We start from the raw sequence: 22,696 nt of genomic DNA on the forward strand, positions 1-22,696 counted from the left end.
CGACCCACCAAGGAGGCGATCATGCCGACCAGTCGCGAAGAGCCGCAGGGGACCTTGCGTCGCTCACCGGCCAAGGTGCGGCGCACCTATGAGAAGACCCTGGACAACGCCCATGAGGAGTACGGCGACGAGGAACGGGCCCACCGGACCGCGTGGAGCGCGGTGAAGAACATCGCCGAGAAGAAGAGCGATCACTGGGAGCTGAAGGACGAAACCGGCCCGTCCGACTCCCGTTCGAAACTCCCACGGTCGGCCAGGCGCAGCGGTGCGGGAGAGACCTTCGGTGGGCAGGCGCCGGCCAGCGGGCCTGACCGGTGCCGATGATCAGGGCCGCAGGATGACCTTCACCGCGCCGTCCCGCTTGCGCTGGAACATCTCGTAGGCGCTCGGTGCCTGCTCCAGCGGCAGGGTGTGGGTGGCGAACCCGTCGACGCCGAGTGGGTCGTCGTCTGTCAGCAACGGGAGGATCTCCGGCACCCACCGGCGGACGTTGGCCTGCCCCATCCGCACCTGGAGCTGCTTGTCGAACAGCGTCATCATCGGCAGTGGGTCGGCCATCCCGCCGTAGACACCGCTCAGGGACAGGGTGCCGCCGCGGCGGACGATGTCGATCGCCAAACGCAGCGCGGCGAGTTGATCGACTCCCACGGTCCGGGCCAGCGGCGCGGCGACCGCCGCGGGCAGGCGGGCGGCCACCTGCACCATCGACCGTGCCACCGGCGAGCCGTGCGCCTCCATCCCCACCGCGTCGATGACGGAGTCCGGTCCCCGGCCCGCCGTCAGGTCCCGGATGACATCGCCGAGGTCGTCGCCGTGCTGGCTCAGGTCGAGCACCTCGACACCACGGTCGCGGGCCCGCGCGAGCCGCTCGGGGACGAGGTCGACGGCGATCACTCTGCTGCCCTCGTGCGCTGCCACCCGTGCGGCCATGTCACCGATCGGGCCCAGACCGAGGATCGCCACCGTCCCACCCCTGGGCACGGCGGCGTACCGCACCGCCTGCCACGCGGTCGGCAGGACATCCGACAAGTAGACGAACCGCTCGTCGGGTGGGCCCTGCGGCACCTTGATGTGGGTCGAGCGGGCATGCGGGACCCGCAGGTACTGGGCCTGCCCCCCGGGGACCTGACCGTAGAGCTTCGAATAGCCGAACAGGGCCGCGCCCATCCCCTGCTCGCGGACCTGGGTCGTCTCGCACTGCGAGTACAGCTGCTCGTCGCACATGAAACAGGAGCCACACGAGATCTGGAACGGCACGACGACCCGCGCACCGACCCGCAGGTCACCGACGTCGCTCCCGACCGCCTCCACGACACCCATCGCCTCGTGGCCAAGGATGTCCCCCTCGGTCATGAAGGCGGCCAACGGCTCGTAGAGATGCAGATCCGATCCGCAGATGTTCGTGCTGGTCACCCGAATGACCGCGTCGCCCGGATGTTCGATGCGCGGATCGGGCACCTCGTCCACCCGCACGTCCCGCCGGCCATGCCACACAACCGCCTTCATGATCAGTAATCCTTTCTCCGGTCCTGCCGGCCGGTCGAACGGACGCCTGCCAACCACGCGAGCGCCCTGGTGGGTCCTCCACCTCTGACGGCCGTCCCCGGACGGCGGATACCAAAACGCGGCCGGACGGACCCTCGGACCCTCGGACCAGGGACACCTCCGCCGTGCGGTCCGCACTGCCCGTGGTGTGGAGGGATCGGACTCCACCGGCCCGACCAGGACGCGCCCGCGGGGTGTGCCGTCACCAGGCCGAACCGGCCCGTTTCGGTGGTCAGTCGAAGGGTGGCGAGCCCGGCTAGATCATCGCCTCGGGCCTTTTCCCCCGATGCGCAAGGGGATGTTCCCGTCGAATCCCGGGGCCTCATCGAGTAGCTGGGACGTTTTCATTTCGTCCACCGGGTCGGCCAGGAGCTCGAAGACCATGTCGGCGTACCAGGCGTTCCTTTCTGGATTTCCTCCGTGCTCGTGCTCGTCCCTCACCTTCAGGGGAGGGGGGTGAGCAGGCCCTCGACCCCGCGGCGGAACGCGTCGCCGACGCTGTCGACGCCGTCGAGGTGGGCACCGGACATGGCGCCGTCGCGAATCAGGACGAAATGTCGCGCGGCGTGCTCGGGGTTGCCTCGTCGAGGGGAATCCCCGAAGACCTGCGCGAAGAGCTCGGTGAGTGTGGTCGCGTACCAGGTTCGGTGTTCGAGGATCACCTGGCGCACCGGGTCGTCGGGGTCGGGGTACTCGGCGGCGGCTTTGAGGAACGCGCAGCCGCGGAACTCCGGCGCGGCCAGGTTGTCGGCGACGGCGGTCCCGATCGCGCGCAACGCGTCGGCCGGAGACCGCGCGGCCTCGACGGCGGCCCGTACGCCAGCCCGCGTGCCGGTATCGACGCCGCGCAGGTAGGCGAGCACGAGGTCTTCCTTCGAAGGGAAATGCCGGTAGAACGTCGCCCGCGTGGCCGGGGCCTCGGCGAGGATCCGCTCGACCCCGACCGCTCGGATGCCCTCCCGGTAGAACAGCCTGCTGGCCGTGGACAGCAGCCGCTCCCGTGCCTCGGATCGCTCCGGCCGCCCCGAGGAGCTCGCGTTCGGGTCGTCCTGCGCCAGGCGGGTCCGTGCTGCCATCGCGCAACCCTAGCGGAAAGAACGATCGGTCTTGCGGTCAAGGAGGCATCGTGCCAGGCTTGCGCCGCAAGAGAGAACGGTCTTTCTTCCAGGAGGGAACTGTTGTGACCACGACCACCGCCCCGTCCGCCGACCTCGGCGCCGTCGCGCAGGCGCTGCGCAGGCTCTACCTGCTCCGTTTCGGGTTCGCTCTGGTCTGGGCCGTGGTGATGTTTCTGACCGGGTCGAGCATCGGGCCGGTGAGCGCGACCCTGCTCGTGATCTACCCGCTGTTCGACGTGGGCGCCGCCATCGTCGATGCTCGCTCCTGCCGGGCGAGCCGCTCCGCCCGGGGCCTCCAGGTCAACATCGCGATCAGTGGGATCGCCGCCGTCGGGCTGGCCTTCGCGGCGGCCTCCGGTGTTCCGGCCGTCCTGCGGGTGTGGGGAGTCTGGGCCATCGTCGCGGGCCTGGTCCAGCTCGTCGTCGCGCTGTCGCGGCGCGCCGCCCTCGGCGGCCAGTGGTCGATGATCGCCAGCGGCGCCCTCTCCGCGGTCGCCGGGATCTCGTTTCTCCTCCAGGCCGCCTCGTCGCACGACTCGGTGCGCAACCTGGGCGGTTACGCCCTGCTCGGCGGCATCTTCTTCCTCGTCTCCGCGCTGCGCCTCGGACGCGACGCCAACCCGAACACCGGAGCTGGCACGAGCCGCCAGACCCGCACCCAGACCCCACCGGCGGCTCACGGCACAGCGGGCTGACGGCCCGCCGGCGGCATGTCGCGGTGACTTCGATCCGCGGGTGCTCGCCGACATGATCGGAACCGTCGGCCGGTTCACCGACGACGACCAGGTAACAACGGCTGGGCGGCGGGCATGGGCGTCCAGCCGCGGGTCAGCCGATCCGCTCGGCCAGGGAGACGATGATTCCCTCCGGGCCGCGCACGTAGGCCATCCGCCAGATGTTCTCGTGCTGGCCAATGGCGCCGACCAGCCCGTAACCGTCCGCGGCCAGTCTGTCGACGGCGCCCTGGAGGTCGTCGACCTCGAAGGCGATGTTGCGCAGGCCCAGCTCGTTGGCCATCGCGGCGGGCGATCCGGGCTCGTGATCGGGCCGGACGCGTGCCCTCGACCTCGAGACCCAGCCCGACGAAGAACGCCGTCACGGTGTCGAGGTCCGCGACGGTGATGCCGACATGATCAAAACGTCGGATGTGTGCCATGGGCTCTCCTCCAGTGCTCGTGCTTACCGACCAGTCCGGGGACGAAGCCGACGGCGCGATCTCGACACGCTCACCCGCGTCAGCCCGCGCAGCGCGCGCTCGGTCGCCGCGTCGATCGGTGTGACGACGAACAGGCGCTGGTGGGAGTCGCCGAGGGTGGCGAGAATGTCATAGGCGACGGTCATCTCACCGGCCACCGGGTGGCGGATGCGCTTGACACCGTGGGAGTGTTCCCTGACCGTGTGGTCGTCCACCAGGCGGCGAATTCGATGCTTTCCTGGCGCAGGCGTGCGATGACCTCCGCCAGTCGGGCGTCCTCGCGGTGACGGGCGAAATCGGCGCGCAGGTTCCCGACGGTCTCCCGCGCGATGCGTGTCCAGTCGAGCTGGGTCTCCCGGGTCCGTGGGTCCAGGAAAACCAGACAGGCGCTGTTGGCCGCCTCGCCCTGACACCCACCACGCCGCCCGCCGTCGTGGGCTTCACCCTGTCCAGCCACGTCCTCGGTTACGCCCGCCTCACCGCCACCGTCCAGCGGTAGGCGGTCCGGCGCATCCGGCGTCGCTGGTGCCAGCCGGCGGTGCGACACGCCAGCTGTGAACGCCCGGTGAAGCCGCGGACACCCGTTGTCATGGGACCGTGACGGGGTCGGTTCGGGAGAAGGGCGCCTCCATGTCAGATAGCGCCAGTGCGCGGCACGGCATCGCCACGATGGCCGTTCTGGTGATGGTCGCCGGTGTTGGCGCGCTGCTCGGCGCGGTGCCCGCGGGTGCCGCGCCGCTACCGCCCAGGGCGGTCCCGACAGTGATCGACCCACGCACCAGCGCGGGTGTCGGCAGCGTCGCCACCGCCATCAACGACCGGGGCGAGGTCGCCGGCACGTACTTCGCGCCCGGAATGTCCGGCGTCTTCGTCTGGTCCGCGGCGGACGGGGTCCGGTCGCTGGGTCTGTCCGGCGCCGAACCGATCGACGTCAACGAGTCCGGCCAGATCATCGGATGGCTTCCTGTGCCCGGCCTGCCGCCGGTGGGCTTCGTGTACCGCGACGGTGTGACGACGCCGACACCCGGGTTCCTCCCGCTGTACCAGAACGACCGCGGCCAGGTCCTCGGCGCGGAACGGATCGTCGACGGGGCCGCGGTCGGGATCATCCTGTGGGAGGGCGGGGTGCGGACCGACCTGTCCGCCCTGATCCCCGGCTACGTCCGCGGTGTCGGGACCGGGATCAACAACGAGGGCCAGCTCATCGCCGCGTTCCGGCGTGCCGACGGCAGCACCCATGGCGGGATCTACCGCAACGCCCAGTGGCGTGACCTCGGCGGCCTCGGTCCCTACACCTGGCCAAACGACATCAACGAGGCCGGCGACGTGGTCGGCGTATCCGGGACGGCCGCCGGTGCCGGACGCCCGTTCCGCTGGCGCGCCGGGCAGCTCACCGACCTGGGATCCCCCGGGGTGCTGCCCGGGGGAAGCGCGGTGGCGGTCAACGACTCCGGCCAGGTGCTCATCGGCACCCCCGGTTTCCACGACGGCGGCGCCTACCTGTGGACCGATGGGGTGACGACGCGAATCGCCGACGACGACACGGAGGCGATCGGACTCAACAACGACGGGGTGGTGATCGGCACCCGGGCGTTCGGCGGCCAGGGCTTCGCATGGCGCGACGAAAGCTTCTCCGCGCTGGTCGGCTACGCCGCCACCTCGCCGCTCGACCTGAACGAACACGGTCAGATCGTCGGCCAGGCACTCGTCACGGACGCACCGACCGTGGCCCAGCAGGCCGCGCTGTGGAACCTCTCACCCAGCTCCTAGCGATCATCGCCTCCGCGGTGCTACCGCGGGGGCGGGTGGTTCTGGCCGGCGGCGATGGTCGCGTGCACCTCGGCGACTCGTTGTTCCTGCGCCGCGTGGACGCGTGCGACGTCGAGCGTCTCGGCGGCGGCGTCGTCCTGGGCCATGAGAAGGTCCAGGTCGGCGTCGCCGAGGTCGAGGACGCCCAGGTCGAGGTAGGCCTGCCGCAGCCGCGGACCCCACAGGCCGATGTCCTTCACGCACGGGACGACCCGGGCGAACAGCAGCGTGCGAAAGAGCCGCATCGTCTCGCTGGCCTCGACGATCCGCCGGGCCTCGTCGGTGCGCAGACCGAGGTTCTCCAGGACCTCGAGACCCTGGATGCGGTCACGCATCAGGTGGCAGCCCTCGATCACGAACTCCTCGCGTTCCCGGAGTTCGGCGTCGGAGAGCTGCCGGTAGTAGTCGCGCAACGCGATGCGTCCGAAGGCGACGTGCCGGGCCTCGTCCTGCATGACATAGGTGAGCAGCTGTTTCGCGAGTGGCTGTGTCGTGGCATCTCGAATCAGACCGAAGGCTGCGAGCGCCAGACCTTCGATGAGGACCTGCATGCCCAGATACGGCAGGTCCCACCGGGAATCGTTCAGACTGTCGGCCAGCAGGCCCTGAAGGCTGTCGTTGATCGGGTACAGCAGGCCGATCTTCTCGTGCAGGAACCTGGTGTAGATCTCGACATGCCGGGCCTCGTCGACCACCTGGGTGGCGGAGTAGAGCTTCGCGTCCAGACCGGGGGAGGTCTCCACGATGCGTGCCGCGCAGATCAGCGCCCCCTGCTCACCGTGCAGGAACTGGGAGAACTGCCAGGCGGCGGCGTGCCGGCGCACCTGCGTACGATCGGTGGCCGACATGCGGTTCCAGTGGTCCGTTCCGTACAGGACGTTCGCCTCGTCGGGAATACCCAACGGATCCTCGGGGTCGACCGGCAGATCCCAGTCTATCCGCGTGGTCGAGTCCCACTGCCGGTCCTTGCCCTTCTGGTACAGGTCGAGCAGCCTGCCGCGCTCGGGATCGTATTCCCAGGTGAAAACAGGGCGGCCGCCGACGCCGGCGGCCCAGCGGTCCGTTTCGGGGGTCTGAGTGTAGAGATCTCGCGTGGACACCAGCTGTGCTCCCGTCAACGCCGGATGACGTTCCCCGACCGATGCTGCGCCCTGACCGCCGGCGCGGCCACACCGATCTGTCTATCGGGCCATAGGGGAACAGTATGATGCGACATCGGAGCCATCGAGGTGGCCGTCGGGAATCCGCAGAGTTTACCGGTGGTATGCTCGGATTCTGCCGGCGCGCAACCTGTGCGGTGAATCGCGGATATTCGCGTCTCGGCATGTGAAAAAATATTCGCCCCGCTGTCCCGCGCCGCGTGGAGGCGCCTGGTTCGGGTGTTCGGGCGCACTGTCAAGGAATACCTGCTGGTATTCCGAAGACTTATCGGTCCATGGTTGTCCTCTGGTGGTTTGTGGCCGATGCCGATGCCGGTGCGACACTGGCCACGGCTGCGGGAGAAAGGCCGGTTCCCGGCGACAGGGCGCCGTCTTCTCCCGGTCCGGTCCACAGGTCCCGGAAACCCGGTTCACGGGTCGCAGGAAGAGGTGCCGAGATGGCCACGCCGACGACGAGTGTCAGTCACGCCCGCAGACCACGGAGAAACTCGGTCCTGATCACCGCGACGCCGGACATGGCAGCCGTGGTCGACACCCTCACCCGGGCGTTCGACCCGGACCCGATCCTGAACTGGGCTTTTCCACCGGCCGCCGCGAACCGCGAACAATCGATGGCCGCCTTCTTCCGGATCACCACCGAGCTCCTGCTCGAACACGGCGGGCAGGTGGGGGTCGCACCGGAATACGCCGCGGTCGCCGTGTGGTCGCCACCCGGTGAACCGGCGTTGAGCGAGCTGGAACAGACCCGGTACTTCCAGCGGCTGGCCGACGCCTGCGGCGAGTGCGGTGAACGGGCCGTCGCGCTGATGCGCGCCCTCGATGATCAGCACCCGCCGGGCCTGCCGGCCCACTACCACGTGATGTTCGCCGCCGCGCGTCCGGAGCCGGCCGCGGTCGGGCGGGCCGTTCTGCTCATACGTGCCCTGCTGAAGCTGGAGGAACTGCGGGGTTGCGGCCTGTACGCGGAGGCGTCGAGCCCGCAGAACCGCGACCTGTGGCTGGAGATGGGCCTGCGGCGGGTCGGCGACGAGATCGTGCTACCGGCCGGCGGACCCTCCCTCTACCCGGTCTGGCGCGCACCGGATCCGCCGACGGCGTGATCACACGGGAGGCGGGAGACGCTCGACCGGACAGCGCGACGATGCCAGAACCTCATGCGGACCCGGGGCCAGGCGTTCCCGAGATCGCCTTCGGACCGGCGGACGAGCCCTGGCGGAACTCCTTCGGCGGGCTCTCGCTGATGTCCGGCCCACCTGATGTGACACCGCCCAGCAGCGACCCGCGTCGAAGCTATGCCAGCATCCCGGAGATCCCCTACGGCCAGTTCCAGCTGCCGGCCAGCGGGCTCACCGAAGAGCAGTACGCGGCGGCGGAGAACCACTTTCGCTCCTGGTTGGAGCAGCAGTGCCGGGTCTCGGTGGGTTTCCAGGTCAGCGGTGACCTGGATTACCAGCAGCGGCTCGGCCCTTACCTCGGCCTGGCTCTCAACAATGTCGGTGATCCATACCAGAGTGGCGCCTACACCCACAACTCGAAGATCCTCGAGCGGGCTGTTCTCGACTACTTCGCCTCCCTCTGGAACGCCAGATGGCCGCATCGCCGGGACGACCCCGAATCCTACTGGGGATATTCGCTGACGATGGGCGCCAGCGAAGGAAACCTGTACGGCCTGTGGAACGCCCGGGAGTACCTGTCGGGGCAGCTGATGCTGCATTCGGGACAGGACTCGTGGTCGTCTGGCGGTGGCCGGTACGGCCCGGCCGACGATCCGGCCGGGCCGAGGTCGAACAGCTACCATCCGGTCATCTTCTACTCGCAGGACACGCACTACTCGCTGACGAAGGCGACCAGGCTGCTGGGTGTCGACACCTTCCAGGACGTCGGCCGCCGCTGGTTTCCGGACGAGAACCCGCTGGCCCCGGGCACCCCCTGGCCGGCGGAGGTGCCGTCGCTCGGTGGCGCCGACGGCGACGGCACGATCGACATCGACTGTCTGGCGGTACTCGTGGAGTTCTTCGCGTCCCGCGGATTTCCGATCCTGGTCAACCTGAACTACGGCTCGACCTTCAAGGGCGCCTACGACGATGTGGAGGTCGCGTCGAGGACGGTGCACGAGATCTGCGCGAAACACGGCCTGGACGAACGTCCCGTCTACCACGACCACCGCGGCCGTGATGGCCGCGCCGCCGAGGACCAGGACGGTTCCGGAGGTTTCGATCTGCGCACCGGATACTGGGTCCACGTCGACGGTGCTCTGGGCGCCGGCTACGCGCCCTATCTGGAGATGGCCCGTCGAGCCGGCCTGGTCGCGGCGGCACCCCCGGTGTTCGACTTCCGCCTGCCGACGGTGCACTCCATCACCGCGAGCGGCCACAAGTGGATGGGGGCGCCCTGGCCGTGCGGAATCTTCATGACCCGTACCGGATTCCAGATGGTTCCGCCGCGGGAGGTGGAGTACACGGGTTCGTCCGACACGACGCTCGCCGGATCGCGCAACGGTTTCTCGCCGCTGCTGATGTGGGACTATCTGGCCCGGCACTCCTACGACGACCAGGCCCGGTGGGCGGCCGAATGCGACCGGATGGCGGCGTACGCCGAGAGCAGTCTGCGGGCGCTCGAAACGGCGCTGGGCCTCGACCTGTGGGTCGCGCGCAGCCCGTTCTCGCTCACCGTTCGCTTCCGCCGGCCCGTCCCCTGGATCGTCCAGAAGTACTCGCTGTCGTACGAGACGACCCACGTTCGCGGGCAGCGGCGACCCTACGCCCACCTGTTCACGATGCGGCACGTGACCCGCGACCTGGTCGACGCACTGGTTCGCGATCTTCGGCGGGTGGGAGCGTTCGCGGTCGGATAACCGCGGCCGTTCGGCGATGCGCGGGGAAGACGGAAAAAGGTTCGGGTGGCCTGGTCGAGATCCCGTTGACGTCCAACGGGTCCAGGAGGTCTTCGAGTTTCTCGCGGGCTCGGCGAACGCCGGCGAGAAAGACGCCTTCTTTCGTGGCGTAGTGTGAGTGGACGACAGGTCGGGTGACAGCCGTCGAACGGGTGATGCCCCCATCGAAGTGTTCTGGTCGAAGCCGGATCCGGCGACCAGGCAGGTTTGCGAGGAGATCGGCCCGCGGTGGCACGGGTCGTGCCAGGCCGCACTCACGGGACGACGTCCCGCGACGGTTCCTTCTGCTTGCCCGCATAACCGGCACATTGGTATACAAGCTGTAACTTAGGTCGCGGACGTCGCTGACACCAGTGACGCACCGCCCCGAAGCGGGTCTGACCACGATCGTCCACCACCCGGTGCGACTCCTTGGTCTGGCGGGAGACCGGGCCGGCTGTCACCTGCTGACGGCCGTTGTCGTGTCGATCGACGAGGAGGACGACGGGTGGACCTGTTCGACCTGACCGGCCGGACGGCGGTGGTCACCCGTGGCACCCGCGGACGACGACCCGGCCCGCATCGTCAACGTCGGCAGCATCGACGGGCTGACGGTTCCGGTCGGGCCTACCTGTGTCTACTGCGCGAGCAAGGCGGTGCTCCATCACCTGACCCGGCACGCGGTCATCCCGGTGGATGGCGGACTGGCGACGAGCAGGTAGGAAGGCACGCCGGCGAGCGACCGCCACGCTGGTACCGCCGAACCTCTGCCGTCACACGTTCCGCCGTCACATGAACTGTCAGTGCAAACCTGTCGACCGGAGGTCGAAGATGACCGACTTCTCTGTTTCGCTGAACGATGACCAGCGTGCACTGCAGAAATGGGTACACGACTTCGCGGTGGATGTGATGCGCCCCGTGGCCGCCGAGTGGGACGAGCGCGAGGAGTTCCCGTGGCCGGTGGTACAGGAAGCCGCCAGAATCGGTCTCTACAGTGTGGATTTCGTCAGCAACGGCACCTTTGGTGACCCGACCGGCCTCACCCTGCCGATCGCCGTCGAGGAACTGTTCTGGGGCGACGCGGGTATCGGCCTGGCCATCATGGGGTCCGCGCTGGCGGCCGCCGGCATCGCGGCGAACGGCACTCCCGAGCAGCTCATGGAATGGGTCCCGCAGTGCTACGGGAGCGCCGACGACGTCCGGCTCGGAGCGTTCTGCGTGTCCGAGCCGGACGCGGGATCGGACGTCTCCTCTCTGCGTACCCGCGCCGTCTACGACGAGAGGACCGACGAGTGGGTCCTGGACGGCACCAAGGCGTGGATCACCAACGGCGGCATCGCCGACATCCACGTCGTCGTCGCCACCGTCGACAAGAACCTGGGCAGCAAGGGGCAGGCGAGCTTCGTCGTTCCCCGGGTCGACGGTCTGAGTCAGGGCCAGAAGTACAGAAAGCACGGCATTCGGGCCTCCCATACCGCGGAGGTCGTTCTCGAGGGCGTGCGGGTGCCAGGTTCGCACCTGCTGGGAGGCAAGGAGAAGCTCGACGCGAGGCTGGCCCGGGCCCGGGAGGCGCTCGTGCGACCCAGCGGCGAGCGCTCCGGCAAGCAGCCGGCCATGGCCACCTTCGAAGCCACCCGCCCCACCGTGGCCGCCCAGGCTCTCGGTGTCGCCCGAGCCGCCTACGAATACGCGCTCGACTACGCCAAGGAACGCCACGCCTTCGGCAGGCCGATCATCATGAATCAGTCCATCGCGTTCATGCTCGCCAACATGTGCACCCAGATCGACGCGGCCCGGCTGCTGACCTGGCGGGCGGCCTGGCTCGGCCACAACGGGACGTACCAGAACGCGGAGGGGTCGATGTCGAAGCTGTATGCCGGCCGAACCGCGGTGTGGGTCACCGAACGCGCCATCCAGATCCTCGGTGGCTACGGCTACACCCGCGAGTTCCCGGTCGAGCGGTGGCACCGGGACGCGAAGATCATGGACATCTACGAGGGCACCGAGCAGATCCAGGAACTCATCATCTCGCGGGCGATCTCCGGACTCCGGATCGAGTGAACAACAGCTTCGGTGGAACTGCTTCCGTTGGATACTCCGGCAGCAGCCGACCGCGGATCTGTTCGACGACGCCGGACATGCTGACGACCGGGGCCGAACGAGGCAGGGACGGTGCCTAGTTCTCGGTGACGGACTCGGGGATCGGGGCGCCGGTGACGTCGTGGGCGGCCACGTCGGCGGGAACGGAGCCACCCAGCGGCTGGGCGTGCCAGTCCACGAAGGTCCAGCCGGTCGCGGCGCTGCCCTCGAGGGTGACCATTCCCGTGTTCGCGAGCCAGCGATGTTCCACCGAACCGACGCCGGCGGCCCGGATGCCGACCCAGGCCCGGATCGCGGCACCGTGACTGACGACGACGACCCCGTCGTGGTCGTCGTGCGCGGCCGAGATGGACGCGAGGGCGGCGTCATAACGGTCGACGAACGCGTGCCCGGTGTCGGCGCCGGGCATCGCACGGCCCAGATCGCCGTGAATCCAACTGCCGATGACGTCGAGGTACTCGGTGACGGACGCCTGGGCGGTGTGCAGCTCAAGGTCGCCCGCGGTGATCTCCTCGAGGCCCTCCAGCACGGTGACCCCAAGCTCGCGGGCCTGCGCGAGGGGGGCCGCGGTGAGCTGGGTGCGGATCAGGACCGAGGCGTACATCGCCGAGATCCGTTGCCCGCGCAGCGCGCCGGGCAACGCCTGTGCCTGCCCCTGACCGAACGCGGTCAGGGGGGCACCCGGACGCCCGGTGTCGAGGGCACCGGCGACGTTGTGGGGGGTTTGGCCGTGTCGGAGCAGCATGAGGCGCATCGACACGGATTCTAACCGGCGCTCAGCCGGCGAGCAGGGTGGTCGTGGCGAGGCCGAGCACCGTCGCGGCGATGGTGATGCGGATGGGAAGCTGGGCCCGTTCGGCCAGCGACGGTCGCCGTGAGATCGCAGACAGCGGCCCGGCGATCATCGCCAGCAGCGCCCCGGCCCACACCAGCGCGGACAGGTCGGCGGTGTCCCGGCCGAGCCCGACCACGACGATGGTGACGATCAGCGCGGCGGCGAACAGTGCCTGCGGCAGGAGCAGCAGGGACATTCTCGGCAGCGCGGTCTTGGCGGTGGTGCCCGACTCCGGCCGTCCGGCGATCACCACCCGGATGAACGCCAACGCGTACAGCGGCGCGTTGAACAGGGTGCTCGCGATCGTCCGATGCGCGCCACGCAGGCCCGCGTGATACGCGACGAGCAGCATCGAGCCCATCAGATACGGCAACGCGTGCAGCATGTAGGCGGTCAGGGAGGTTCCGGCGGCGATCTGGATGCCCGCGACGGCGCTCAGCGGCGGACCGAGCAGGAACATCATCTGGGCGCAGGCCACCAGATAACCAACGCCGGTGTGCAGATAGTGGGCGCGTTGCCAACCGGTGAGGCCGGGCTTGCGCAGCGGGTTGTCGAACAAGGTCAGGCGCAGGCCGTCCATCGCCCAACGGCTGCGTTGACGCGCGTACTCGGCGGCGGTGGCCGGTGCGATACCGACGGACACCGGCTGCGGATGGTAGACGCTGCGCCAACCCCGGGAGTGCAGTTCGTAGGACGTGTGCAGATCCTCGACGATGTTCCACTCGCTGAAACCGCCGGCGGACTCGAGCGCGGTGCGCCGGTACAACGTCCCGTTGCCGCAGGAACTCGCCGCGCCGTCGCGGTCCTTCGCCGGCTGCACCGCCCGGTACAGCATCGGCTCGGCATTGTTGAGGACGTCGTAGCGGCCGACGTCGAAACGCTGCTCGGTGCAGACGAGCCCGACGGTGGGGACACGCAGATAACCCAGCACCCGTTCGGCTAGGTCGGGGACGGCGATGTGGTCGGCGTCCAAAGTCATGATCGCCTCGCCGGTGGTGCGGGCGAGGGCGTGATTGAGGTTCGCGGCCTTGCCCCTGGGCCCGTCGGTCCGGGTGAAGCAGGTCAGCCCCAGGCGGGCGGCCAGCTCGTCGATCTCGCGCCAGTTGTCCCGCCGGGCGATCCGACCGTCATTGAGAACATAGGTGTGGTGCGGATAGTCGATCGCCAGAGCCGCCCGCAGGGTCGCCTCGACGATCTCCACCGGCTCACCGCAGACGGTGACGTAGACGTCCAGCGTCCCCGCCGGCGCCGGCGCACGACGGACCAGACCGGGCCGGATGCGCGCGGTCATCACCGCCGTCCACACGATGGCGAGGTAGCTCGCGACCTCCGCCGCGTAGAACAGGCCACCGGCCACCCCGGTGCCGCCCAGGCCACCGGCCCGCCACGTCAGGTACACCGCCCCGATCAGGACGACGACGACCGCGAGCACGGGCCCGGCGGCCGCCCGTGCTCGGCTCACGGGCACCCGCACCCAGGCGGCGTCGTCGGTCAGGGGCGCGAGGTCCGCCAGCCGCGTGGAGGTGGCCGGCGCGGCGGGGTCGTCGACGCCGCCGGCGACGTGGGCCTGCACGGGAATCGCCGGCACCTCGGGCGTCGTCGGCTTCGCGGAGGTCGCCGTGCTGGCGGGCGCCGCTGACGGGGGCCACGAACGGGCCCGCTGCGCCATCAATGTCGTGACCTCGTGGACGTTCCCACCGTGTCCACCCTCGGGTCCGGCATTATTCACAAGATCTCCTCTCGATCTTCCCGGGCATCCTCCCACCTGACCCCTTGTTCGAATGCACCGCCTGCCAGAAGTTCGGTCAGCGAGGTGCAATGGAGAAAATCGCTGGGGGTGTCACACCTGTGGCGCGTAACTCACCCGTTCAAACAAACGATGTTGACCCGGCCAGCCTGTTTCCGGGCAGCCATGTACGGGTCGCGACCGACTGGCTTCGTTCAGGATCAGGCGGGTGGCGGGCTCTCGCCGGACTCCCTCGCGGAGTTTGTCGAAGACGCCCCTGCGGTGATCCCGCACCACCGGGTGCGGGGAGACGAACAGGGCCGCGGCGGCGGTCCGGGGGCACGTCCAAGGGGGTGCCCGAGGGCGTACCCGAGGTCGTGTCCGCCCAGGAGGCGAGCGCGTCGGTGTGCGCGACATGATCGTCGTGCACCTGTCGATGCCGGGTGAGTTCCAGCTCGCGGTCGCCGCCCCGGCGAAATCGGCGTTGCCGCTGACCTTCGGAATGTTCGCCGACGGAAGGTGCACTCGAAGTGCCGCATGCCATGTGTGCGAGCGCTTCGCCGCTCCGCGTTGGTCGCCGCCCCGGCTGGCGCCGCGAGTTTATCCCGCCGTGTCCGGATCATCTACGGCACCGCCCGGCCCGGCCGGCCAGCACAACAATTTAAGTGAGACAATTGTGTGACCCGCGAAACCAACAATCAGCGCTACCGCCGGGGTGCGGCCGACATCGCGACGAGCGAGTTCGGCGCGCGGGGTCGGCTCGTTGCCGGGGTAGGCGGTGTGCTCGTGGAACCGGGGCTTTGCGTGATCAGGGGCCGAAGGGTGCTCGTTGGGCACGGTGATGGCCGGGCTGGCGACCGCGGTGCGGGTAGTCGATCACCATGGCCGCCCGCGGCGTCGCCTTGGCGATCTCCGCCAGTTCACCGCAGACGGTGACGAACACATCCAGGCTGCCCACCGGCGCCGGCGCCGGCGCGTGGCGGATGGGAGCCGGCCGGATCCGGGCGGTCATCACCGCCGTCCACATGACCGCGAGACAGCTTGCGACGTCCGCACTGTTTCCACCCTCGGGTCCGGCGGGATTCACAGGAATCTCCTCTCGATTTTCGGGCGATCGTCCAGTGCCGGACGGCCGCTGCGGGCTGCCGGGATTTGCCCATAGGAGATATGTTCTGTCGGTGGTTTCGGCGGAGCTGGGGGTCGGTTTCGGCCCGCGGGCGACGGTGCGGGTGTACTGGCGGCTGCTGTGCGCGGGTTTTCGCCGGCAGTCGGCCTATCGGGCGGCGATGCTGGGTGGGCTGGTGGCCAACGCGGCGTTCGGCCTGCTCAAGGTGGCGGTGCTGTTCGCGACGGTCCGGGCGGCCGGCGGTGAGGTGGCCGGCTATGACGTCGGCCGGATGAGCGCCTACATCTGGATCTCCCAGGGGTTGTTCGGTGTCCTCAATCTCAACGGCCGCAGCGAGCTGGCCACCCGGGTGAAGGACGGATCGGTCGTGGTCGACTTCCTGCGCCCGCTCGACGTGCAGGCGGCCGAGATCACGGTCGAGGTCGGGCGCGCACTGTTCGCACTGGTCTCGCGCGGAATCCCGATGATTGCCCTCGGTGCAGCCATCGGCATGGCGCTGCCGACCTCGGTGGCGGCGTATCCGCTCGGCGCGCTCAGCGTGCTGCTGGGAATCGTGCTTTCGATGGCGAGCGCCTACCTGGTCGGGGTCGCCGGGTTCTGGCTGGTGGAAACACGCGGTATCCAGGTCCTGTACATGGTGATGTCGGGTTTTCTGGCCGGGCTGTTCGTGCCGGTCGGGTTGTTCCCACCGCTGCTGCGAGCAGTGGCACAGGCGACGCCCTTTCCGGCCATGATGATGTATCCGGTGGACGTGCTCGGCGGGCACACCGATGTCGCCGGCATGTGCGGCCGGCTGGTCGCCCAGGCCGCCTGGCTGTTCGGCGTCGCGATGCTGGGTCAGATCCTCACCCGCGCCGGCCGGCGCCATCTGGAGGTACAGGGTGGCTGAGGTGGCGGCCGGGCGGGACCTCTGGTGGCGCAACGAGGCACAGCCACCGGGCCGAGGCGATCTGCGGGCGCGGTTGCGGCCCTACCGGGTCGTGCTGGCATCCCGGGCGCGGTCGCAGACGGCGTACCGGGCGAACTTCGCCCTGGACCTGGTCAGCTCGCTGCTGGTCGGGGTGGCGGAGCTCCTGGAGATCTGGGTGCTGTTCCATGCGGTGACCCGGCTCGGCGGGCTGGAGTTCCACCAGATACTGCTGGTCTTCGGGCTGGCCGATCTGGCTTTCAGCCTCGCTGACCTGGCCTTCGGGCACTGCGACGAGCTGGCCACCTACGTGCGCGCCGGCACTTTGGACGTGTTCTACCTACGGCCGCAGCCGTTGTTGCTGCAGCTGGTCACCTGCGACGTCACACTGCGTCGGCTTGCCCGGGCGTCCGTCGGTGTCTGTGCTCTCGGAGTGGGCCTGGCCGTCAACGACATTTCCTGGAACCCGTCGAGCGTGGCCCTGCTGATGACCGCCCTCGCCAGCGGGGTCGCCATGTTCTCCGCGCTGTTCGTCTGGGCGGCCGGGGTCCAGTTCTTCCTGGTCGACGGCGCGGAGATGACCAATGCCGTGACCTATGGTGGTCGTTACGCCGCGACCCAGCCGGCGTCGGTGTGGTCGCGGCCGCTCAAGGCGGTGTTCGGATTCGCCGTTCCCATGGCGTTCACCGGTTTTCTTCCGACGCTGCGGCTGCTCGGGCTGCCGGGGCCGGCGTGGTTTCCGACCTGGCTGGGCTGGTGCGGCCCGCTGGGGGCGCTGTGGACGTGGGGAATGGCACTGCTTTTCTGGCGCTGGGGCGTCCGGCACTACCGCAGCGGGGGCGGATGAGCGCGATCATCGAAACCGTCGGTCTGAGCAGGCGGTTCACTGTCCGAGAAGGGCTTCGGCGCCGGGTGCTGACCGCCGTCGACGGGCTGAGCGTCCGGATTGAGCCGGGGGAGGCGGTGGGCTACATCGGCGCGAACGGCGCCGGCAAGTCCACCACCATCAAGATGCTCACCGGCATTCTCGTCCCGACCGGTGGGACGGTGACGACCTGCGGGCTGCGACCGGTCGCCGACCGTCGCCGGATCGCCCGGCAGGTCGGGGTGGTGTTCGGCCAGCGTTCCCAGCTGTGGTGGGACCTGCCGCTGCGGGAGTCGTTCCGGATCCTGGCCGCGATCCATGCTCTGCCCGGTGACGTCGAACGGGCCCGTACGGCCGAACTGGTCGAGCGTCTCGACATGACCGAGTTCCTGGCCGTCCCGGTCCGCCAGCTGTCGCTGGGCCAGCGGATGCGGGCCGAGATCGCCGCCGCGTTGCTGCACGCCCCCCGGCTGATCATCCTGGACGAACCCACCATCGGTCTGGACGTGCTGTCCAAACAGCGGCTGCGCGAGTTCCTCGTCGACCAGCGTCGCGCCCATGGCACCACCCTGCTGCTCACCACCCACGACATGGGTGACGTCGAGCGGCTGTGCGACCGGGTGCTGGTCATCGACCACGGCCGGCTCGCCTATGACGGCGACCTCACCGGTCTCGCCCGCGCGTCCGGCGCCGAACGGGTGCTGGCCGTGGTGCTGGCCGAACCCACGACAGACCTGACCGACGTTCCCGGTGCCCGCCATCTGGTCAGCCAGGCCCGTGGGCTGCGGCAACGCCTCGCGTTCGACGCGGAGATCACCACGGCGGCCCAGGTGTTCGCCGCCGTCGCGCAGCGCGCCGAGGTTCTCGATTTCACCGTCGAGGAACCCGACATCGAGGACGTCGTCCGCCGCGTCTACGCCCGCGGTTCCGTGCCCGTGGTCCGCAGCTCCACCGACAGGTGAACGTCATGGTTTCTCCCGGCCGGGGTCAGGCAGTGACGATCGCGAAGGCGGGATTCGGGTCGTCGAGCAGCGATCGCAGCCGGGACAGGACGCTGGGATCGCCGTCGACCGTGAGATCGTCGGCGGGGATCCGGCCGCCGAGGAAGCCGAGCAGTTCCGCCCTGGACAGGCGCACGGTGGCATCCGGGGCATCGGTGGCGGGATCGGACCAGTGGGTCAGGGCGCCGTGGGACAGCAGGCTGCGGTGGATCTCCTTCTGATCGGTGATGGCCCAGTCGAGGGTGAAGGCCTGTCCCCAGGCTCGTGGGCCGTTGATCCTGATCGCGAAGGAGTCGAGGATCTGCTCGATCGTCAGTGCGCCCGCCAGGGCCGTGGTGTCGACGTCCGCCGCACCGTGGGCCGTGCCCTGGCGGAGTTCCTGGGCTCCGGTGAGGTAGAAGTTGCGCCAGGTGCCGTTCTCCGCGCCGAATCCCAGGCGGGTGTGGACATCGGCGAGCAGGTCCCGGGCGTCCTCCGACGCCGGATCGGCGAAGACGGCATGGTTGAGGAGCTGGGCGGCGAATCGAAGGTCGCCGTCGTCCCGGTAGGCCCGCGCCTTCGCCACGACCGCTTTCACCCCGCCGATGCAGTCGACATATCGGCGGGCCGACTCCACCGGCGGGTGTTCCCACAGATGCGCGGGATTGCCGTCGAACCAGCCCAGGTAGCGCTGGTAGACCGCCTTCACGTTGTGGCTGACCGAGCCGTAGTAGCCGTGGGTGTGCCAGGATCGCGCCAGCTCGGGATCCAGCTCGACCAGTTCGGCGATCTCGGTTCCCGTGTAACCCAGGTTCATCAACCGCAGGGTCTGGTCATGGAGATAGGCGTAGGTGTCCCGCTGGTCCGCCAGGAACGCTCGGATGGCCGCGGTGCCCCAGGTGGGCCAGTGGTGCGAGGCGAAGGCCACATCGGCCTCGTCCGCGAACAGGGTCATCGTCTCCTGGAGATACCGGGACCAGACGCGGGCGTCGCGCACCACCGCACCGCGCAGCGTCAGGACGTTGTGGAGAGTGTGGGTGGCGTTCTCCGCCAGGCACAGCGCACGATGGTCCGGAAGAAGGAAGTTCATCTCCGCCGGCGCCTCGGTGCCGGGCGTCATCTGGAACACGAACCGGACCCCGTCCAGGATCTCCTCCTGCCCGGTGCGGGTGACGTCCACCGTCGGCGGGAGCAACGACACCGTGCCGGCTGACGCCGTCTGTCCCAGGCCGGTACCGACCAGCCCGCGCGGCCCCGGTTCCAGTGACGCGCCGGTGTGGTACATCCCGCGGCGCAACATCGCCCCGCCCGCGTAGACGTTCTCTGTCACCGCGTGCCGCATGAAATCCACCGGTGCCACGATCGGGACCCCGCCGGTGACCACTCCGGCGACCCCGCCGAAATGGTCGATATGTGGATGGGTGTAGATGACCGCGGTCACCGGCCGGTCGCCCCGATGCCGCCGGTACAGTCCGAGTGCGGCGGCGGCCGTCTCCGTGGACACGAGCGGGTCGATGACGACCACTCCGCGCTCGCCCTCGACCAGTGTCATGTTGGACAGATCCAGGCCCCGCACCTGATAAAGCCCCTCGGTCACCTCGTAGAGGCCGTGCCTCGCGCACAGTCGGGACTGTCGCCAAAGGCTTGGATGTACCGTGGGTGGGCATTCGTCCGCCAGGAATCGGAACGCCTCGTTGTCCCACACCGTCCGGCCGGCCTCATCCCGCACGACGCATGGTTCCAGCGCGCCGATCAGACCCCGGTCGGCCGCCTCGAAATCCAGCTGATCGCCCTTCGGCACGCGACCCCTCCTGTACCTGGCCATGGAAAAGCACCACAGACGTCGTGCGCCCACGGGACCGGAATTCCAGTCGGCTTCGTACGTACCCAGAGCCGCCGTGGCCACGCAGGTTGGAATCTGGTTCAGGGGCCGGCGGGAAACGACCGGTGCGGTGGCGCCGCGCGCAGCGCGAGAAGCGCGATGTCGTCCTCTCCGGTCCGCGGCGCCATTGCGGCCAGGACGCCGTCGCAGAGGCTGGCAAGGGCAATGTCTTCGCCAGCAGGGCCTTCGCCAGCGGGGGATTCGGTGGTAATGCCTTCGGTGGCGAGGCTGGTCAGGACCCCGCGCAGGGCGTCGAGTCCTTCGTCAAGCGAGGTGCCGCGGCGTTCGACGAGGCCGTCGGTGTAGAGCAGCAGGACGGCACCGGGCGGGAGGAACGCGCTGTGGTCATGGCGGTCGGCGTGGGTGTCGAAGCCGAGCAGCAGGTCGGTCCGGGCCGTTTCGAGGATCTCGGTGGATCCGTCGGCGTGCACGAGGATCGGCGGCAGATGTCCGGCATTGCACCAGTGGACAGTGCGTATATGCAGGCTGTCGCCGCTGTCGCCGCTGTCGCCGCTGTCGCCGCTGTCGGCAGCGGCCTCGACGCGGACGAGGACGACGGTGGCGAGGGCGTCCACGCCGAGACCCGCCGCGGTGTGCTCGAGGGCGCTGAGAACGGCGGCGAGTGGACTGGACCGGTCCGGACGGTCCTGTCCACCGGCCGGGACGTGGCTGACCGAAGGTTGGCTGGCAGGGATTCGGTCGGCGGGGGTGCGACCGTCGGCGACGGGGGTGAGGTCGGCGGTGTAGGCGAGGGTGCGCAGCAGCCCGCGCAGCTGCGCCATCTTCGCGGCCGCGGTGCTGTCGTGCCCGGTGACGTCGCCGATCACCAGGACGGTCGAGCCGTCGGTGTGCTCGAAGGCGTCGTACCAGTCACCGCCGACCCGGGCGGCGTCCTGGGCGGACTGGTAGCGGACCTCGATCTGCAGGCCGGCGGGGGTGGGTGGTGGGGTCAGCAGGGCGAGTTGCAGGGCCTCCGCGAGTTCGCGTACCTCTCGGGCGGCCTGTCGTTCCTGCTGGGTCGCGCGGATGCGGTGCAGCGCCTGGGCGCACTGGGCGGCGAAGCCGTCGAGCAGGTCGAGTTCGCTCGCGGACGGCTCATGTTCGTCCACCCAGGCCGCGGCGAGGCTGCCCAGGACCTTCCCCTGCACGGTGAGCGGCAGGATGGCCCAGCCCAGTCGGGCGGTGTCGGCGTAGACGTCCGCCATGATCGGATCGAAGGCGTGGCCGGACGCGACGGTGGGCAGCAGAACGCGCCGGCCCGTCCGGGCGGTCCAGCAGCTGGGTAGCGGGCTGTCATACGGGACGGCGCCGTAGGTGCGCCGGGCCCGCTCGCCGAGGGCGGCGTTGAGGGTGATCCGCCAGTTGCCGGTCTCGTCGGGGGAGACCACGGCACCGCCGTCCGCACCGAGTGTGGCCAGCCCCTGGCCCACCACGATGGCTTCCAGGGCTTCGACGGTGTCCACCGAGGTCAGCGCGAGGGCGACCTCGGCCAGGGTGGCGGCCTGGCGGGCCGCCAGATCGCGCTCCGCCGACGCGTGCAGCAGCGACCGTGTGATGGACCGTTCCCGCTCCATGATCTCGTGGCGTTCGGTGACGTCGAGGAAGTAGGCCACGACCCCGCCGGTGTCCTCGATGTCTCCGATGACGTGGATGTCCAGCCATCGGCAGAGCGGCTCGGGGTAGTAGATCTCGATGTTCTCCGGCTCGCGCAGCCGCGCGACGCGCCGGTAGACCGTCTCGAACTCGGTGCCGACGACCGCGGGGAAGATCTCCCACAGTGATCTGCCGAGCAGCTCCTCGCGAGACCGGCCGCACAACCGCTCACCGGCGGGGTTGACACCGTTGCAGCGCCAGCCGCCATCCCAGGCGATGAAGCCCACCGGCATCGTCTGCAACAGCTGCCCGGCCCGACGTTCCACAGGGGTCAGGTCCCGCTCCGAGCCCGCGGTCACTGCTCCCACCCTTGTCGTGCACGGCCGATGACAGTCGAATGTTCCTGCCGAAAATAGCCGAGTCCCCGGACTCGGGCCACAGGTGAGACGGACCAGGAAGGGGTGGATCAGACCTGGGGTGGATCAGACCTGGGCCGGACCGGGCGGGTGCGGCAGGCCGCAGGTGCCCGGTCAGGGGCGAGGGAGCCGAACCAGGCCCAGGTAGAAGTCGTCGATGGTGTGGATGGTGCCGAGGAAGTCGTCCAGATCGGTGGGTTTGCAGACGTAGGCGTTGGCGTGCAGCTGGTAGCTGCCGGCGATGTCGTCGGGCGCATCGGAGGTCGTGAGGATCACGACCGGGATGGTGCGCAGCTCGGAGTCGGCCTTGATCGCGGCAAGCGTCTCTCGACCGTCCATCCGTGGCATGTTCAGATCGAGCAGGATCAGATCCGGCCGCGGACGGGCCGGGTCGCGCAGGTACTGCAGGGCCTGCACCCCGTCACCGACAGTGTGCAGGTTCTGGCCGAGTCCACGGGAGAGGAACGCTTCCTCGATGAGCAGGGCGTCACCGGCGTCATCCTCGGCGAGCAGGATGTCGTAGGGGCGGCTTGGTGCGGCAGCGGTCATCGGATCCCGGTTTCGATT

At 69.3% G+C, this 22,696-nt stretch carries 20 protein-coding genes and 2 pseudogenes; 11 read left to right on the top strand and 11 right to left on the bottom strand.

Annotation, left to right across the window (positions count from 1 at the left end; genetic code table 11):
* Window positions 1-21: 21 nt before the first annotated feature.
* Complete coding sequence (locus tag MXD61_RS20520; protein ID WP_248815090.1) at window positions 22-324, top strand: ChaB family protein; 303 nt, start codon at window positions 22-24, stop codon at window positions 322-324.
* Here MXD61_RS20520 and MXD61_RS20525 read toward each other — a convergent pair whose 3' ends face one another.
* Both MXD61_RS20525 and MXD61_RS20530 read right to left on the bottom strand, forming a co-directional pair.
* On the bottom strand, window positions 325-1,506 hold the full coding sequence (locus tag MXD61_RS20525; RefSeq protein WP_248815091.1) for a zinc-dependent alcohol dehydrogenase: 1,182 nt from the start codon (window positions 1,504-1,506) through the stop codon (window positions 325-327).
* A 482-nt stretch (window positions 1,507-1,988) separates the two neighbouring features.
* Window positions 1,989-2,621: a TetR/AcrR family transcriptional regulator gene (locus MXD61_RS20530; RefSeq protein ID WP_248815092.1), complete on the bottom strand. Its 633-nt coding sequence runs from the start codon at window positions 2,619-2,621 to the stop codon at window positions 1,989-1,991.
* Between the two features lie 104 nt (window positions 2,622-2,725).
* Here MXD61_RS20530 and MXD61_RS20535 point away from each other — a divergent pair, with 104 nt between their 5' ends.
* The gene (locus MXD61_RS20535) at window positions 2,726-3,358 is read left to right on the top strand and encodes a hypothetical protein (RefSeq protein ID WP_248815093.1); all 633 of its coding nucleotides are present in this window, start codon (window positions 2,726-2,728) and stop codon (window positions 3,356-3,358) included.
* Window positions 3,359-3,491: 133 nt separating this feature from the next.
* On the opposite strand, the pseudogene MXD61_RS28995 reads toward MXD61_RS20535, so the two are convergent.
* A pseudogene (locus MXD61_RS28995) lies at window positions 3,492-3,819 on the bottom strand (VOC family protein).
* Between the two features lie 23 nt (window positions 3,820-3,842).
* Window positions 3,843-4,405, bottom strand: a pseudogene (locus tag MXD61_RS20545) (hypothetical protein).
* An 83-nt stretch (window positions 4,406-4,488) separates the two neighbouring features.
* On the opposite strand from MXD61_RS20545, the gene MXD61_RS20550 reads away from it, so the two are divergent.
* Window positions 4,489-5,628 (top strand): hypothetical protein, encoded by a 1,140-nt coding sequence (locus MXD61_RS20550; protein ID WP_248815096.1) that lies wholly within the window; start codon window positions 4,489-4,491, stop codon window positions 5,626-5,628.
* Between the two features lie 20 nt (window positions 5,629-5,648).
* On the opposite strand, the gene MXD61_RS20555 is transcribed toward MXD61_RS20550, so the two are convergent.
* Window positions 5,649-6,767, bottom strand: a complete 1,119-nt coding sequence (locus tag MXD61_RS20555) for a ferritin-like domain-containing protein (RefSeq protein ID WP_248815097.1) — start codon at window positions 6,765-6,767, stop codon at window positions 5,649-5,651.
* A gap of 497 nt (window positions 6,768-7,264) precedes the next feature.
* Between MXD61_RS20555 and MXD61_RS20560 the strand changes: the two genes are divergently transcribed.
* From MXD61_RS20560 to MXD61_RS20575, 4 genes are all read left to right on the top strand, one after another.
* Window positions 7,265-7,927, top strand: a complete 663-nt coding sequence (locus MXD61_RS20560; protein ID WP_248815098.1) for a GNAT family N-acetyltransferase — start codon at window positions 7,265-7,267, stop codon at window positions 7,925-7,927.
* 41 nt (window positions 7,928-7,968) lie between these two features.
* A complete protein-coding gene (locus tag MXD61_RS20565) occupies window positions 7,969-9,681 on the top strand; it encodes a pyridoxal-dependent decarboxylase (RefSeq protein ID WP_248815099.1) in 1,713 nt (570 codons plus the stop codon).
* A 569-nt stretch (window positions 9,682-10,250) separates the two neighbouring features.
* The gene (locus MXD61_RS20570) at window positions 10,251-10,421 is read left to right on the top strand and encodes an SDR family NAD(P)-dependent oxidoreductase (protein WP_248815100.1); all 171 of its coding nucleotides are present in this window, start codon (window positions 10,251-10,253) and stop codon (window positions 10,419-10,421) included.
* A 109-nt stretch (window positions 10,422-10,530) separates the two neighbouring features.
* Entirely contained in the window at window positions 10,531-11,760 is a 1,230-nt protein-coding gene (locus MXD61_RS20575; RefSeq protein ID WP_248815101.1) for an acyl-CoA dehydrogenase family protein, read from the top strand.
* 115 nt (window positions 11,761-11,875) lie between these two features.
* Here the strand turns inward: MXD61_RS20575 and MXD61_RS20580 are convergent, their stop codons facing one another.
* Both MXD61_RS20580 and MXD61_RS20585 read right to left on the bottom strand, forming a co-directional pair.
* The gene (locus MXD61_RS20580) at window positions 11,876-12,553 is read right to left on the bottom strand and encodes a histidine phosphatase family protein (RefSeq protein WP_248815102.1); all 678 of its coding nucleotides are present in this window, start codon (window positions 12,551-12,553) and stop codon (window positions 11,876-11,878) included.
* A gap of 22 nt (window positions 12,554-12,575) precedes the next feature.
* Window positions 12,576-14,222, bottom strand: coding sequence for a glycosyltransferase (locus MXD61_RS20585; RefSeq protein ID WP_248815103.1), 1,647 nt, complete (start codon window positions 14,220-14,222; stop codon window positions 12,576-12,578).
* Window positions 14,223-14,766: 544 nt separating this feature from the next.
* Here MXD61_RS20585 and MXD61_RS20590 point away from each other — a divergent pair.
* Complete coding sequence (locus tag MXD61_RS20590; protein WP_248815104.1) at window positions 14,767-15,042, top strand: hypothetical protein; 276 nt, start codon at window positions 14,767-14,769, stop codon at window positions 15,040-15,042.
* Window positions 15,043-15,168: 126 nt separating this feature from the next.
* Here the strand turns inward: MXD61_RS20590 and MXD61_RS20595 are convergent, their stop codons facing one another.
* The gene (locus MXD61_RS20595; RefSeq protein ID WP_248815105.1) at window positions 15,169-15,447 is read right to left on the bottom strand and encodes a hypothetical protein; all 279 of its coding nucleotides are present in this window, start codon (window positions 15,445-15,447) and stop codon (window positions 15,169-15,171) included.
* A 91-nt stretch (window positions 15,448-15,538) separates the two neighbouring features.
* Here MXD61_RS20595 and MXD61_RS20600 point away from each other — a divergent pair, with 91 nt between their 5' ends.
* From MXD61_RS20600 to MXD61_RS20610, 3 genes are read left to right on the top strand one after another with little or no spacing between them, the layout of a single operon-like run.
* Window positions 15,539-16,375, top strand: a complete 837-nt coding sequence (locus tag MXD61_RS20600; RefSeq protein ID WP_248815106.1) for an ABC-2 family transporter protein — start codon at window positions 15,539-15,541, stop codon at window positions 16,373-16,375.
* 1 nt (window position 16,376) lies between these two features.
* On the top strand, window positions 16,377-17,240 hold the full coding sequence (locus tag MXD61_RS20605; protein WP_248815161.1) for an ABC transporter permease: 864 nt from the start codon (window positions 16,377-16,379) through the stop codon (window positions 17,238-17,240).
* Window positions 17,237-18,220 (top strand): ATP-binding cassette domain-containing protein, encoded by a 984-nt coding sequence (locus MXD61_RS20610; protein WP_248815107.1) that lies wholly within the window; start codon window positions 17,237-17,239, stop codon window positions 18,218-18,220. The genes MXD61_RS20605 and MXD61_RS20610 overlap by 4 nt, the downstream gene beginning before the upstream one ends.
* A 25-nt stretch (window positions 18,221-18,245) precedes the next feature.
* Here MXD61_RS20610 and MXD61_RS20615 read toward each other — a convergent pair whose 3' ends face one another.
* The 3 genes from MXD61_RS20615 to MXD61_RS20625 all read right to left on the bottom strand — a co-directional run bounded on the left by MXD61_RS20615 (window position 18,246) and on the right by MXD61_RS20625 (window position 22,678).
* The gene (locus tag MXD61_RS20615) at window positions 18,246-20,039 is read right to left on the bottom strand and encodes an alkyl/aryl-sulfatase (protein WP_248815108.1); all 1,794 of its coding nucleotides are present in this window, start codon (window positions 20,037-20,039) and stop codon (window positions 18,246-18,248) included.
* Between the two features lie 122 nt (window positions 20,040-20,161).
* Complete coding sequence (locus MXD61_RS20620; RefSeq protein ID WP_248815109.1) at window positions 20,162-22,072, bottom strand: SpoIIE family protein phosphatase; 1,911 nt, start codon at window positions 22,070-22,072, stop codon at window positions 20,162-20,164.
* Between the two features lie 171 nt (window positions 22,073-22,243).
* A complete protein-coding gene (locus MXD61_RS20625) occupies window positions 22,244-22,678 on the bottom strand; it encodes a response regulator (RefSeq protein WP_248815110.1) in 435 nt (144 codons plus the stop codon).
* Window positions 22,679-22,696: the final 18 nt, after the last annotated feature.

Source organism: Frankia sp. AgPm24 (assembly GCF_023243055.1).
Classification (GTDB): domain Bacteria; phylum Actinomycetota; class Actinomycetes; order Frankiales; family Frankiaceae; genus Frankia; species Frankia umida.

Excerpts from the sequence above, each read along its gene's own strand:
- MXD61_RS20520 (WP_248815090.1), top strand. The coding sequence starts at position 22 with ATGCCGACCAGTCGCGAAGAGCCGCAGGGGACCTTGCGTCGCTCACCG.
- MXD61_RS20525 (WP_248815091.1), bottom strand. The coding sequence starts at position 1,506 with ATGAAGGCGGTTGTGTGGCATGGCCGGCGGGACGTGCGGGTGGACGAG.
- MXD61_RS20530 (WP_248815092.1), bottom strand. The coding sequence starts at position 2,621 with ATGGCAGCACGGACCCGCCTGGCGCAGGACGACCCGAACGCGAGCTCC.
- MXD61_RS20550 (WP_248815096.1), top strand. The coding sequence starts at position 4,489 with ATGTCAGATAGCGCCAGTGCGCGGCACGGCATCGCCACGATGGCCGTT.
- MXD61_RS20560 (WP_248815098.1), top strand. The coding sequence starts at position 7,265 with ATGGCCACGCCGACGACGAGTGTCAGTCACGCCCGCAGACCACGGAGA.
- MXD61_RS20565 (WP_248815099.1), top strand. The coding sequence starts at position 7,969 with ATGCCAGAACCTCATGCGGACCCGGGGCCAGGCGTTCCCGAGATCGCC.
- MXD61_RS20575 (WP_248815101.1), top strand. The coding sequence starts at position 10,531 with ATGACCGACTTCTCTGTTTCGCTGAACGATGACCAGCGTGCACTGCAG.
- MXD61_RS20580 (WP_248815102.1), bottom strand. The coding sequence starts at position 12,553 with ATGCGCCTCATGCTGCTCCGACACGGCCAAACCCCCCACAACGTCGCC.
- MXD61_RS20610 (WP_248815107.1), top strand. The coding sequence starts at position 17,237 with ATGAGCGCGATCATCGAAACCGTCGGTCTGAGCAGGCGGTTCACTGTC.
- MXD61_RS20625 (WP_248815110.1), bottom strand. The coding sequence starts at position 22,678 with ATGACCGCTGCCGCACCAAGCCGCCCCTACGACATCCTGCTCGCCGAG.